The organism is Isoptericola sp. NPDC019571 (genome assembly GCF_044389385.1).
GTDB lineage: Bacteria > Actinomycetota > Actinomycetes > Actinomycetales > Cellulomonadaceae > Isoptericola > Isoptericola nanjingensis.
Genome location: NZ_JBIRXZ010000005.1, coordinates 127,369 through 140,682, shown reverse-complemented (window position 1 = coordinate 140,682; position 13,314 = coordinate 127,369). Strand labels below are relative to the sequence as shown.

Here is a 13,314-nt window from a genome sequence, read left to right as displayed (position 1 = left end):
TGCACCGGCAGACCAGGAGGCGACATGACCACCACGACCACCACGACCACCACGACCACCACGACCACCACGACCGACGCTCCCGCCGGCACCCCTGACGAGGCGTCCGAGGCCGTCCTCGACAACCCGCGCTGGTCGTCGCTCACGGGGGCGCACGCCCACCTGGCGGAGGGCAACGACCTGGTGCTGCGCTACCCCGCCGACGTGTCCCCGTTCGCCGCCGTGCGGTCGTGGGACGACCCTGACGTGTGGGACGCGATCGTCGACGTCGCGGGCCGCGGGGCCGAGTTCCCCGGCCCGCCGGCCGACGTCGTGCTCCCCGCGGGCTGGGAGCGCGCCTCGCTCCACGAGGGTGTCCAGCTCGTCGAGACGGACCGGCTGCGCACCCGCGCCGACGACGAGGCCGTCGTGCTCGGCGCCGAGGACGTCCCCGACATGCTGGCGCTCGTCGAGCGGTCGCGGCCCGGCCCGTTCCTCCCCCGCACCTATCTCATGGGCCGGTACGTCGGCATCCGGCGGGGTGGGCGCCTCGTCGCGATGGCCGGCGAGCGCCTGCAGCCGGAGGGCTGGACCGAGATCAGCGCCGTGACCACCGACCCCGACCACCGCGGCCAGGGCCTCGCCACGCGCCTGGTCCTCGACGTCGCGCACCACGTCCGCGAGCGTGGCGCGCGCCCCATGCTGCACGCGGCGGGGAACAACGCGAACGCGATCCGGCTGTACGAGAACCTCGGGTTCCGGCTGCGCGCACGCACCGCGTTCGGCGCGGTGCGCACGCCCTCGGCCTGACCTCCGCAGGCCGACGGCCCGGGTCCCCGCGGGGACCCGGGCCGTCGCACGCTGCGCTCCCGGCGGCTGGTCGCGCCGTCGGCTCAGGCCTCGAGCAGGTCCGGCTGCGGGTGCCGCACACCCTGCACGGCGCCGCGGGGGATGACCTGCGAGATCGCGGCGACGTCGTCCGGCGACAGCGTGATCGACGCGGCGGCGACGTTCTGCTCGAGGTAGCGCAGCCGCTTGGTGCCCGGGATGGGCACGACGTCGTCGCCCTGCGCGAGCAGCCACGCGAGGGCGAGCTGCGCGGCGGTGACGTCGCGCTCGGCGGCGAGCCCCTCGAGCGAGCGGACCAGGGTCCGGTTGTGCTCGAACGCCTCCCCGGCGTACCGGGCGTGCCTGCGCCGCACGTCGTCGTCCGCAAGCTCGGCGACCCGGTCGACGGTGCCGGTGAGGATGCCGCGCCCGAGCGGGGAGAACGGCACGAAGCCGATGCCGAGCTCGCGCAGGGCGGGCAGGACGGCGTCCTCGGGGTCGCGGGTCCACAGCGAGTACTCGCTCTGCACGGCGGTGACCGGGTGCACGGCGTGCGCGCGACGCACGGTGCCCGCGCCCGCCTCCGAGAGGCCGATCGCGCGGACCTTGCCTGCCGCGACCAGCTCGCCGAGCGCCCCGACGGTCTCCTCGACGGGCACCTGCGGGTCCACGCGGTGCAGGTAGTACAGGTCGAGGTGGTCCGTGCCGAGGCGGGCCAGCGAACGGTCGATCGCGGCGCGCAGGTACTCCGGGCGCCCGTCGACGGGGCGGCCGTCGGGGTGCTTCCCCAGCCCGAACTTCGACGCCAGCACGACCCGGTCGCGGTGCGGGCCGAGCACGCGCCCGATGAGCTCCTCGTTGCGCCCTGCGCCGTACACGTCGGCGGTGTCGATCAGCGTGACGCCGAGCTCGAGGGTGCGCCGCAGCACCGCCTCCGCCTCGGCGGCGTCGGCCGGGCCGTACGAGTCGGCGACGGACATGCCGCCGAAGCCGAGCGCGGACACGGTGAGGGCGTGGTCGCCGGAGCCCAGGGTGCGGGTGGGCAGCGTGCCCGTGGGAGGTGTCGTCATGGCCGCAGCCGACCACCGCGACCGCCGGCGCGCAAGGGCCGGGCCGCCCCTCTCGGATGCTGGACGAGCGGTGCGCGCGAGCGGGTCAGCCGACCGAGCGGCGGTGGCGCTCGGCGAGCTCCTGGTACTCGATCGCGTTGCGGCGCACGCGCTCGGCGCCCTCGGCGTCGAGCTCACCGCGGTCCTTCGCCGGGACGCCGACGGCGAGGTGCCCGGCCGGGATCTCCTGGCCCTCGCGCACCAGCGCGCCCGCCGCGACGAACGCGCCCTCGCCGACGACCGCGTTGTTCAGCAGGGTCGCGCCCATCCCGATCAGGCTGCCGTCGCCCACCGTGGCGCCGTGGACGATCGCGCCATGGCCGACGCCCACGCCGGCGCCGATGGTCGCGGGCACGCCGGTGTCGGTGTGCACCACGCAGTTGTCCTGGATGTTGGAGCCCTCGCCGAGCACGATCGCGTCCATGTCGCCGCGCAGCACCGCGCCGTAGAAGACGCTCGCCCCCGCGCCGATGCGCACGTTCCCCACGATCGTCGCCGTGGGGGCGACCCACGCCGTGGGGTGGATGTCGGGAGTGTGACCGTCGAAGGGGAGCACCGTCGCCATGCGCGCGACCCTACCTGCCCCGGGCAGGCGCCACGCCACCGACGGAGCGCCACCGACGTCGTACCCGCTGTCGCTTCCGGGCCGGGAAGCGACAGCGGCTACTACGTCGAGGTCCCGGACCGCGCCCGGCGGCCCGGGATGGCCGCGACGAGCTCGCGCGTGTAGTCCTCCTGCGGGTCGAGCAGGATCTGGTCCGCCGCGCCCTGCTCCACGATCCGGCCCCGGCGCATCACACCGACCTGGTCGGCGACCTGGCGCACCACGGCGAGGTCGTGCGAGACGAACAGGTACGCGAGCCCGTGCTCCGCCTGCAGGCGCACCAGCAACTCGAGGATCTGCGCCTGCACCGAGACGTCGAGCGCGGACACCGGCTCGTCGAGCACCACGAGGTCCGGCCGCAGGGCGAGCGCCCGCGCGATGGCGACGCGTTGGCGCTGCCCGCCGGACAGCTCCCGGGGGCCCCGCCGCAGCACGTCCACGGGCAGCGCCACGTCGTCGATCAGGGAGCGCACCCGGTCGGCACGCTCCGCCCGGTCGCCGACGCCGTAGGCCCGCAGGGGCTCGGTGACGATCTGCTCGACGGTGAAGCGCGGGTCGAGCGAGGCGTACGGGCTCTGGTACACGACCTGGAACCCGCGCCGCAGCGACCGCAGCTCCCGGCCGCGCGCGGCGGTGACGTCCTCGCCCCGGAACACGACCCGCCCGGCCGAGGGCCGCTCGAGCCGCAGCGCCAGGCGCGCCGTCGTCGTCTTGCCGGAGCCGGACTCGCCCACCAGCGCGTACGTGCGCCCCGGGCCGACGGCAAGGCTGACGTCGTCCACCGCGACGAGGGTGCGGCGCTCGGCGCCGCGCGGCAGGGCGAACTCCTTGCGCACACCGTCGAGGGCGAGGACGGGCGCCGGCTCCGCCGAGGACGGCGGCGCCTCCCCGCCCTGCGCAGCACCCTCCCGCGCACCGCCGTCCCGCGCCCCGACGACGAGTCGCGCGCTCGCGAGGCTGGGGGCGGCCGCGATCAGCGCACGCGTGTACGGGTGCCGCGGGTCGTCCAGCAGCCGCGCTGCCGGTCCTTCCTCCACCACCACCCCGTCCTGGAGGACGACGATCCGGTCCGCGCGGTCGGCGGCGACGCCCAGGTCGTGGGTGATGAGCAGCACGGCCGTGCCGGTCTCCCGCGCGAGGGCATCGAGGTGGTCGAGGATGCGCCGCTGCACGGTGACGTCGAGCGCGCTGGTGGGCTCGTCCGCGACGATCAGGCGCGGCCCTGCCGCGATGGCGATCGCGATGAGCACGCGCTGCCGCAGCCCGCCCGAGAGCTGGTGCGGGTACTGGCGGGCCCGCGCCGCGGGGTCGTCCACGCCGGCCTGGCGCAGCAGCTCGACGGCCCGGACCCTGGCGTCGGCGCGGCGCACCAGCCCGTGGACGACGAGCACCTCGGCGACCTGGTCGCCGACGCGCACCACGGGGTTGAGGGAGACGGTCGGATCCTGGGGCACCAGGCCGACGTGCCGACCACGGACGTCCTGCCACTCCTTCTCGGTGAGGCCGGACAGGTCGCGGCCGTCGAGCCGGAGGCGGCCTGCGGTCACCTCGCCGCCCCGTGGCAGCAGGTGCAGCGCGGCGTGCGCCGTCGTGCTCTTGCCCGAGCCCGACTCGCCGACGAGCGCCACGACCTCTCCGGCCCCGACCCGCAGGTCCACGCCGCGCACGGCCGGTCGATGCCCGCCGTCGGCGGTCCGGTAGGCCACCTCGAGTCCGCTGATCTCCAGCACCGGGGTACTCGCCGTCGTGCGTGTCACTGGTCCTCTCCCGTCTTCTCCAGGGCCCGCGACACCCTGTTGGCGGCGAGCACGACGGCCACGATGACGAGACCCGGCAGGGTGGTGAGCCACCAGGCGGTGGCGAGGTAGTCGCGCCCACCGGAGACGAGCGCGCCCCACTCGGGCGCGGGCGGCGGGGTGCCGTAGCCGAGGAAGCTCAGCGCCGACACGGCCAGCACGGCGGTCCCGAGGTCGAGGGCGACGAGCGCCAGCACCGGGCCGGAGGAGTTGGGCAGCACGTGCCGCCCGAGCACGGCCGGCCACCGCAGGCCGGACGCGCGGGCCGCCTCCACGTAGACGGAGGTCGACACGCGCAGCACCTCGGCCCGCATCACGCGGGCGAACGTCGCCACCGAGCCGATGCCGACCGCGATCGCGACCTTGACCGGACCGAAGCCGAGCGCCGTGATGATCGCCAGGGAGAGCAGGATGCTCGGGATCGCCAGCAGCACGTCGACGAGCCGGCCGACCACGTCGTCCACCCAGCCGCGCAGGAACCCCGCGAGCAGGCCGAGGAGCGAGCCGAGGACGAGGCCGACGGCCACCGCGAGCGCCGTCGTGCGCAGGGTCAGCGACGCCCCGTGCACCGCGCGGGCGTACACGTCGCGGCCCAGGTGGTCCGTGCCGAACCAGTGCGCGCCCGACGGTGGCTGGAGCCGGTCGGCGGGGACGCCGACCAGCGGGTCCTGGGCGGTGAACACCTGCGGTGCCACGGCCCAGGCGGCCACGAGGAGCAGGACGGCGACCGCGACGAGCAGGCCCGGCCGCCGCAGCACGTGGCGTGCGCCGCGCAGGGTGCGCCGGGCACCGCCGTGCCGGGCAGGCGTCGCCGCGGGATCCGGCGCCGACGCGTCGGTCACGACGGGGCGGGTGAGGGTCTGCAGCGTCATGCGGTCACCGCCGTGGCTCGCCGGGACGCAGCCCGCCGGGAGGCGGCCCGCGGTGTCCGGAGCTGGATCCGGGGGTCGAGCACGGGGTAGACGAGGTCGACCACCAGGGTCACGACGACGAAGACGAGCGCGGAGAACACCACGATCGCGAGGACCACGGGCACGTCCTGCTGGTTGACCGACTGCACCGTGAGCCGCCCGAGCCCCTGCCGCGAGAACACGGTCTCAGTCACGACGGCGCCGCCGAGCAGGCCACCCACCATGACGCCGAGAACGGTGAACGCCGGGATGGCGGCGTTGCGCAGGGCGTGCGCGAGATGCACCCGGGCGCGGCTCGCGCCCTTCGCCCACGCCGTCTCGACGTAGGGCTCGCCGAGCGTGCCGCGCAGGGAGCGGGACAGGATCTGCGCGAGCTGCGCCCCGGCCGGGACGGCCAGCGTGATCGTGGGCAGCACCAGGCTGACGGCGCCCTCGTTGCCGATCGCCGGGAACACCGGCAGCCGGAACGAGAACCACTGCAGCAGCACCAGGCCCACGAAGAACGTGGGCAGGGCGACGCCGAGCGGCGGCAGCGCGGACAGCGCCTGGCGCAGGAACCGGGCCCGCGGGAGGACGCTGGCCACCGCGACCGCCGTCCCGCCGAGGACGGCGACAAGGAGCGCCGCACCGGTGAGCCTGAGCGTCTCGGGCAGCGCCTGCGCGACGAGGGCCGTCGCGGAGGCGCCGCTCACGTACGAGGCGCCGAAGTCGCCGGCCAGCGCGCCGAGGAGCGCGTCGCCGTACTGCACGAGGATCGGGCGGTCGAGCCCGTGCTCCGCGCGCAGCGCGGCGAGCTGGGCCGGGTCGACCTGGCTCACCTCGCCGCCCCCGGACGCGACCAGCGCGGCCGGGTCGCTCGGCAGCAGGTACAGGACGAAGAACGCGACGGTGAAGGCCGCCCAGAGGACGAACACCCCCTGCCCGGCCCGTCGCAGCACGTAGCGGGTCATCTCACTCTCCCGCGCCGTCGGTCACCCAGGCGTCGTAGAAGTCGAGCCGCGAGGAGGCCTCGAAGGTCAGCCCCTGCACGCGGTCGGCCGCCGCGATCGTGGTGGACAGCTCGTAGACCGGGATGGCGTGACCACGCTCCAGCAGCAGCCTCGACGCCTCGGAGACCAGCGTCCGGCGCTCCTCGGGGTCGGTGGCGGCGGCCGAGTCGTCGAGCAGCTCGTCGACCTCCTCCGGGTCGCGCTGGTTCACGTTGCGCGCGTTCGCCGAGAAGATCGTGCGCAGCACGTCGGCGTCCGACCGGGTGAGGTTGTAGTAGTCGAAGTCGAAGTCGCCGGCGGCGGTGGCCGCCTCCTTCTCGGCCACCGTGACGTGCTTGAGCTGCAGGTCGACCCCGATCTGCCGGAGCTGCTGCTGCACGAGCTCGAGCGCGCCGGGCTCCTGCCAGAACGTCACCGTGGTGGAGAGCCTCCGACCGTCCTTCTCGCGGATGCCGTCGGCGCCCACGACCCAGCCCGCGTCGTCCAGGACCTTCGTCGCACCCTCGGGGTCGTACGCGAGCAGGTCGTCCGCACCCTCGAACAGCGGCGTCGAACGGGACAGCACACCGGTGGCCGGCTGGTCCTGCGGGGTCAGCACGGTGTCCACGATCTGCTGGCGGTCGATCCCCTTGACGAGCGCGGTGCGCACGGCCTCGTCGGCGGCCAGCGGGCTGGACTCGTTGGGGAACAGGTTGAACACGACGCCCGGGTTCGCGCGGTAGGACAGCCAGAACCCGTTGCCGTCGAACTGCGGCAGGTCGACGGCGTTCAGCGCGGCGGTCGCGTCGATCTGTCCCGACTGCAGGGATCCGGAGCGCACACCCGCCTCGGGGATGACCTTCAGGGTCACCGTGTCGAGGTACGCCTCGCCCGTGTGGCTGCTGGCCTCCGACCCCCAGTCGTAGCCCGCGACCTTCTCCAGCACGATCTCCTGGTCCGGGGTGTAGGACTTCACGGCGAACGGCCCGGAGCCGACGTACTTCCCGGCGCAGCGGTCCTCGGTCGAGAGGGTCGCCGAGTCGGGCGAGAGCAGGCCGAGGGAGAACGTCGACGTCGCCTGGAGGAACTGCGCGCTCGGCTCGTCGAAGTCGACGGTCACGGTGTGCTCGTCCACGACGGTGGTGCCCGCGTAGCCGACGAGGTACTGGGAGCCGAGGGACGCCACGGCACCCAGGTCGACGATCGCGTCGAAGTTGGTCTTCACCGCGGCGGCGTCGATCGGCGTGCCGTCGGCGAACGTGGCGTCGTCGCGCAGGTGGAACGTGTAGCTGGAGGCGTCGTCGTTCACCTCCCAGCTCTCCGCGAGCCAGGGCAGGATCTCGCCGGACTCCGGGTCCTGGGCGGTGAGCGACGCGACGGTCTGACGGGCGGCCGCGATCGCGTCGTTGTTGCCGACCTGCTGCGGGTCGACGCAGTGCGAGTCCACCGTGATGGCGAACGTCAGGTCGCCGCCGGCGACGGGCTCGCCGCCCGCGTCGGTGCCGGTGCCCGCGGCGTCGGCGCCCGTCGAGCAGGCGCTGAGCAGGAGGCCGGCGGCCGAGACGGTGGCGGCGAGCCCGACGACGCAGCGTCGCGGGGTGCGCCTGGGGTCCTGGGTGCGCGGTGCGCGCGGGGTGGTGGTCATCGCGTGGTGTTCCTCGTGGTCATGGCGGGTCGCCCACCCCCGCGCCGGCACGGGCCGGGGCGCGGTCATGGACGACCGGAGCCGTGCTTACCCGGCCGCGGGCGCGGCGGGGTCAGGTCGTTCCCGGAGCACCCCGTCACGTCGAAGGGTTGCTGGCCAGCGAGCCGGGCCTGGGTGCTGGCGCTCGTCACCTGGGCGGCAGGGAAGCCGCCGCGGCCTCCCGAGTCAAGGGTCGGGCGGGTCGTCTCACATCACGGACGCGGGACGGGCGCCGCAGACGCCGAAGGCCCCGCCGTCGGTGACGGCGGGGCCTCGAGGGGTCCGGTGGTGGGCGGCGGCCTCAGCGGGCGGAGGGCCGCAGGCGCGCGCCGAGCAGGTAGAGCTCGCAGCCGAGGCACAGGCCGACGACGGCGTTGAGGCCGGCCGCGACGAACGCGATCCCCGCGGCCCACGGCACCGCGGCCAGCACGCCTGCGAGCCCGAGCACGACGCCGACGCCCGTGACGACGAGGCCGACGAGCTGGGCGAACCGCGGCGGGCGCGGGTCCTCGAGCTCGGCGGGCGGCGCGAGCCGGGGGCGAATGAGGGTCTTGAAGAGCCAGCCCTGCACCGTGCCCTGCGCGCCGCGCACGGCGCCCAGGAGGAACCCGGCGGCCACGACGGCGAGCAGCACGAGGCCGGCGGGGCTCGCCCCGAGGAGCACGACCACGGCGAGCAGCAGCGCCGTGACGGCGGCGCCCACCCGAGGGCCGCGCGGGTCGATGCCGGCCGGGGCCCGCGTGACGGGGGCCTGGCCGGCGGGACGCTCGGAGGTCATCGGTTCTCCTCGGGGACGGGGTTCGGCGGGCTCAGCCGACGGGGACGACGGCGGCCAGGGCCTGGCGCGCCTGAGCGGGCGACATCCCGCCGCTGCTGCGGGCGGCCTGCGCCCCGGTCGCGTCCAGCACCAGCACCGTCGGGGTGGTGAGGACGCCGAGCTCGCGCACGAGGTCGAGATGGTCGTCGACGTCGAGCTCGTGGTGCTCCACGCCGGCCTCGCGCTCGACGAGGCCCTCCAGCACGCGGGCCGTGGCGCGGCACGGGGCGCACACCTCGGCGGACAGCTGGACGAACGTCGCCCGCTCCCCCAGCCGGACCCCGCGGGCCGCCCAGTCCACGACGGGGTCCTGCCGCGCGGGCGTGGTGCGGACGCGCCCCTGGCGGGACCTCCACACCGCGCCGAGGACGACGGTCGCCAGGACGAGCACGGCCAGGATCACCAGCTGGGTGGGCTGGACCGTCACGGTGGCCTCCTCACACGGTCGACGTCGCGGCCATTCTCCCCGGCGCCCACCATCCGGTCGACGGGATGACCGCATGCCGGACACCCCGCCAGGCGGTCAGACGGTCAGCGCCGCGGCACGCGTGCCGTCGTGCACCGCGGGGGCCTGCGCCGCGGTGAGGCCGGCGGCCCGCCGCTCGTCGTCGGGCCCCCAGAGCGTCGTCGTGACCTCGGCGCGCACGACGGGCGCGACCTCGGCCGCGAACCGGCGCAGCACGTCCTCCTGGCGGGACGGCTCCAGCAGGTGGTTCACCGAGACGGACTGCAGCACGTGCCCGAAGGAGCCGTGGTAGTCGAGGATCTTCTCGGCCACCCGCTCGGGCGACCCGACCAGCGCCGGGCCGCGCTCGACGGCGTCCTCGATCGTCTCGAACGCCTGGGCCTTGCCGACGTGCGTCGCGGGGTCGTAGCCGCGCGCCCGCAGCCGCGCGACCTGCCCCTCGTACAGCGGCCGGTACTGCTCGATCGCCTGCTCCGTGGTGTCGGCGAGGAACAGGCCCCCGGAGCCGGCGCCGACGAACCGGAACGCCGGGTCGTGCCCGGCGGCCGCGTACCGCTCGCGGTACCGGTCGATCAGCCGCCCGTAGCTCTCCCGCGGCTGCAGCGCGTTGGCGCTCACGATCGGGTCGCCCCACCGGGCGGCCAGGTCGACGGCGAACTCGCTCGTCGCGGACCCGTGCCAGATGCGGAAGGGCCCGGCGAAGGGTCGCGGCAGTGTGGTGGCGTGCTCCAGCCGGTGGCGGTGGCGGCCTGACCAGGTGACGTCCTCGGACGACAGGAGCAGCCGCAGGAGCTCGTAGTTCTCCTCGAGGTACTCGTACTGCTTCGCGATGTCGAGGCCGAGCAGCGGGTACTGCAGCTCCTCGTTGCCCTTGCCGATGACGATCTCCAGCCGCCCGCGGGAGAGCTGGTCGACGGTCGCCAGGTCCTCCGCCACCCGGATCGGGTCGAGCAGGGACAGCACGGTCACGCCGGTCGACAGCAGGATGCGGCGGGTGCGGGCCGCCACCGCCCCGAGGATCACGGTGGGCGCGGACGACAGCACGTCGCCGGCGTGCCGCTCCCCGACCGCGAACGAGTCGAACCCGAGCTCCTCGGCCAGCACCGCGTGCTCGACGACGCGCGCGAGGCGGTCCGCGGGCGGCACCGCCTCTCCCGTGACGGGATGGGGCGGGTTGAAGACGATGTCGAGCAGCTGGAAGCGCATCAGGCCACGCGCTCCCCGGTGCCGACCGCCGCGCCGTCGGCATCCGCGGAGGCCTCGGCCGTCGCAGCGGCCCGGGCGGTCGAGCGGTCGCGCGCGGCCACGCCCTCGCGCACGAGCGGGATGACGTGTCTGCCGAAGTCGATGGCGTCGTCGAGCAGGTCGTAACCGCGCGCCGAGATGACCCGCACCCCGAGGTCGTAGTAGGCGAGCAGCGCCTCCGCGACCTGCTCGGGCGTGCCGACCAGCGCGTTGGAGTTGCCGGCCCCTCCCGTCGCCTTCGCCGTGGCGGTCCAGAGCGCGGTGTCGTACCGGTCCCCCGCGGCGGCGATCTCGAGCAGGCGCTGCGACCCGGCGTTCTCGGGCCTGTCGATCGGGTGCCGCCGGGACAGCTGCCCGCCCAGCTGCGCCTTGCGCGCCTCGATCCGGTCCAGCACGCGGTGCGCCTTCTCCCAGGCCAGCTCCTCGGTGGGCGCCACGATCGGCCGGAAGGCCGCGTGGATGCGCGGCGGCGTCGTGCGTCCCGCGGCCGCGGCCTCGGCGTGCACGCGGTCGATCTGCTCCTGCGTGCGGGCCAGGGGCTCGCCCCACACGGCGTAGATGTCGGCCTCGGCCGCCCCAACCCGGAAGGCGGCATCCGAGGACCCCCCGAAGGAGATCGTCGGCACGTGGCCCTCGACCGGCTTCGCGTCGAGCACGAAGTCCTCGAAGTCGTAGAACTCGCCGTGGTGGTCGAACGCCTCCGCGCTGGACCACGCCTGCTTGACGATCCGGATGTACTCGTGGGTGCGCGCGTACCGATCGTCCTTGGTGAGCCGGTCGCCCTCGCGGCCCTGCTCGTGGTCGTTGCCGCCGGTGATGAAGTGCACCGACAACCGGCCCCCGGAGAGCTGGTCGAGGGTGGCGAACGTCTTGGCGGCGTACGTCGGGTACGAGACGTTGGGCCGGTGGGCCAGCAGCAGCTCGATGCTCTGCAGACGTGCCGCCGTGTACGCGGCGAGGGCCGCCGGCTCCGGGCCGGAGGACCCGTAGGCGAACAGGACCCGCGTCCACCCGTTGTCCTCGTGCGCGCGCACGATGCGCTCCAGGTAGGCGGGGTCGAACGCGGCGGTGGTGCGGGCGGACGTCTCGGACGCGTCGTTCGTGGTGGCGATGCCGAGGAACTCGACGGGCATGGTGGTCTCCTTCGCTGCAGCGGTGGGGCTGGGGTCGTGCTCGTGCCGGGCGGGTCAGGCGCCCGCGGCGGGGCCGTCCGACGGCGCGGTCGCCGGAAGGCCGGCGTCGCGCCAGGCGGGGAACCCGCCGTCGACGTGGGTCACGTCGGTGAAGCCGCGGGCCGTGAGCGCCGCGGCGACCGGTCCGGAGCCGTCGATCGAGCCGCAGACCACGACGACCGGGGTGTCGAGCGAGATCGCAGGCGCGTCGGCCGGGCCGAAGAGCGCGTCCAGGTCGTCCCGGTCGGCGAGCGTCGCCCCGGGGATGTCGCCGGTGGCGGCGCGGCCGCGCGCCGACCGCACGTCGACCAGCAGGGCGCCGTCGGCGACCCGCGCGCCGGCCGTGCGCGCGTCCTGCGTCGGCGGCGTGGTCGGACCGGTGCCTCCGGGTGCCGTCCCGGGCACGGTCTCGGACGTGGTCTCGGGCGCGGTATCGGGCGCGGTCTCGGACGTGGTCATGGTCCTCCTTGAGGGGTGGTGGTCGGTCGGTGCGGGTCAGGGCGTCGCGGCCAGGGCGGGGACGCGGGGCGCCTCGCCCTCGGTCGCACCCCACGCCTGGGCGAGCAGCGCGAACGACCGCTGCCGGTCGGCGAGGTCGTGCGCGGCGGTGGTGACGAGGAGCTCGTCGGCCCCGGTGACCCGGGCCAGGGTCTCCAGGCGGCCCACGACGGTCGCCGGGTCGCCGACGACGCGCGTGTCCACCCGGTCGGCGACCACCGCGCGCTCGTCCTCGGGGCGCTCGGCCCAGTCCGTGGCGTCGGCGGGGCGCGGGTAGGCGATCGCGCCGTCCGCCCCGCGGCGGATGGACAGCACCCAGTCGGCGAACGGCGCCGCGAGCTCGCGGGCCCGCTCGGTGGTGTCGGCGACGAGCACGTCGGCGGAGACGACGACGTACGGCTCGGCGAGCACCCCGGGGCGGAACGCCGCCCGGTACGCGGCGACGGTCTCGAGGGTGTTCGACGGGCTCACGTGGTAGTTCGCCGCCAGGGGCAGGCCCAGCTCTCCGGCCACACGGGCGCTCCCGCCGCCGGAGGACGCCAGCACCCACAGGTCGAACGCGGCGTCCTGCACGGGCGGCGACACGTACCGGCGCCCGCCGTCGTCGGCGTACGTGCCCGCCCGCAGCCCGAGCACGAGCTCGACCTCGGCGCGGAAGCTCGCCGGGGTGCGCGAGGCCCCCACCACGGCGGCCTGCGCGAGCGCGCGCTCGCGCAGCACGGAGTCCCCCGCGGTCGGCGGCGCGGGCGGCACGTACAGCCCGTCGACGACGCGCGGTCCGCTCTCCGGCGCCGCCGCCGGGGCCGGGCGCGGCGCGCCGCCCTTCGGCGGCGTGAACGCCCGGCCCAGGCCGAGGTCCACCCGCCCCGGGTGCAGCGCGGCGATCGTGCCGAACTGCTCGGCCGCCACGAGCGGGCTCGTGGTGCTCAGCAGCACCGCGCCCGAGCCGACGCGGATGCGCTCGGTGCGGGCGGCGACGGCGGCGGCGAGCACCGCCGGCGCGGCGGACCCGACCCCCGGCGACAGGTGGTGCTCGGCGTACCAGACCCGGCGGTAGCCGAGCCGGTCGAGGTCCACGGCGAGGTCGACGGCGTCGCGCACCGCCTGCGCGCCCGCGCGGCCCTCGGGCACGAGGGCGAGGTCGAGGACGGACAGGGGCACCCTGCGGTTCGGGGTCGCGGCGGGGTCGGTCATGGTGGTCTCCAGGTGGCGGGTGGTGCGGGTCGGGCGGTTCGGG

13 protein-coding genes and 1 riboswitch are annotated in these 13,314 nt (G+C 75.6%); of the genes, 1 reads left to right on the top strand and 12 read right to left on the bottom strand.

The features are described 5' to 3' along the window. Positions 1-24: 24 nt before the first annotated feature. A complete protein-coding gene (locus ACH443_RS10845) occupies positions 25-789 on the top strand; it encodes a GNAT family N-acetyltransferase (RefSeq protein WP_430590301.1) in 765 nt (254 codons plus the stop codon). A gap of 83 nt (positions 790-872) precedes the next feature. Here ACH443_RS10845 and ACH443_RS10840 read toward each other — a convergent pair whose 3' ends face one another. The 12 genes from ACH443_RS10840 to ACH443_RS10785 all read right to left on the bottom strand — a co-directional run bounded on the left by ACH443_RS10840 (position 873) and on the right by ACH443_RS10785 (position 13,271). Further along, positions 873-1,877, bottom strand: a complete 1,005-nt coding sequence (locus tag ACH443_RS10840) for an aldo/keto reductase (RefSeq protein ID WP_430590300.1) — start codon at positions 1,875-1,877, stop codon at positions 873-875. Between the two features lie 85 nt (positions 1,878-1,962). Continuing rightward, positions 1,963-2,481, bottom strand: a complete 519-nt coding sequence (locus ACH443_RS10835) for a gamma carbonic anhydrase family protein (RefSeq protein WP_429763667.1) — start codon at positions 2,479-2,481, stop codon at positions 1,963-1,965. 101 nt (positions 2,482-2,582) lie between these two features. After that, positions 2,583-4,277 (bottom strand): dipeptide ABC transporter ATP-binding protein, encoded by a 1,695-nt coding sequence (locus tag ACH443_RS10830; RefSeq protein ID WP_430590299.1) that lies wholly within the window; start codon positions 4,275-4,277, stop codon positions 2,583-2,585. Continuing rightward, a complete protein-coding gene (locus tag ACH443_RS10825; RefSeq protein WP_429763669.1) occupies positions 4,274-5,188 on the bottom strand; it encodes an ABC transporter permease in 915 nt (304 codons plus the stop codon). Before ACH443_RS10825 ends, ACH443_RS10830 begins: the two co-directional genes overlap by 4 nt. Further along, the gene (locus ACH443_RS10820; RefSeq protein ID WP_430590298.1) at positions 5,185-6,177 is read right to left on the bottom strand and encodes an ABC transporter permease; all 993 of its coding nucleotides are present in this window, start codon (positions 6,175-6,177) and stop codon (positions 5,185-5,187) included. The genes ACH443_RS10825 and ACH443_RS10820 overlap by 4 nt, the downstream gene beginning before the upstream one ends. Position 6,178: 1 nt before the next feature. Further along, positions 6,179-7,840, bottom strand: coding sequence for an ABC transporter substrate-binding protein (locus tag ACH443_RS10815; RefSeq protein ID WP_430590297.1), 1,662 nt, complete (start codon positions 7,838-7,840; stop codon positions 6,179-6,181). A gap of 78 nt (positions 7,841-7,918) precedes the next feature. Continuing rightward, positions 7,919-8,032, bottom strand: a riboswitch (SAM riboswitch). Positions 8,033-8,180: 148 nt separating this feature from the next. After that, complete coding sequence (locus tag ACH443_RS10810) at positions 8,181-8,657, bottom strand: DUF4395 domain-containing protein (RefSeq protein WP_430590296.1); 477 nt, start codon at positions 8,655-8,657, stop codon at positions 8,181-8,183. 31 nt (positions 8,658-8,688) lie between these two features. Continuing rightward, positions 8,689-9,123, bottom strand: coding sequence for a TlpA family protein disulfide reductase (locus ACH443_RS10805; protein ID WP_429763673.1), 435 nt, complete (start codon positions 9,121-9,123; stop codon positions 8,689-8,691). Between the two features lie 96 nt (positions 9,124-9,219). Further along, a complete protein-coding gene (locus ACH443_RS10800) occupies positions 9,220-10,368 on the bottom strand; it encodes an LLM class flavin-dependent oxidoreductase (protein WP_430590295.1) in 1,149 nt (382 codons plus the stop codon). Further along, positions 10,368-11,540, bottom strand: coding sequence for an LLM class flavin-dependent oxidoreductase (locus tag ACH443_RS10795; protein WP_430590294.1), 1,173 nt, complete (start codon positions 11,538-11,540; stop codon positions 10,368-10,370). Before ACH443_RS10795 ends, ACH443_RS10800 begins: the two co-directional genes overlap by 1 nt. 54 nt (positions 11,541-11,594) lie before the next feature. Further along, the gene (locus ACH443_RS10790) at positions 11,595-12,038 is read right to left on the bottom strand and encodes a rhodanese-like domain-containing protein (RefSeq protein WP_430590293.1); all 444 of its coding nucleotides are present in this window, start codon (positions 12,036-12,038) and stop codon (positions 11,595-11,597) included. 36 nt (positions 12,039-12,074) lie between these two features. Beyond that, the gene (locus ACH443_RS10785) at positions 12,075-13,271 is read right to left on the bottom strand and encodes an LLM class flavin-dependent oxidoreductase (protein ID WP_430590292.1); all 1,197 of its coding nucleotides are present in this window, start codon (positions 13,269-13,271) and stop codon (positions 12,075-12,077) included. Positions 13,272-13,314 lie beyond the last annotated feature (43 nt).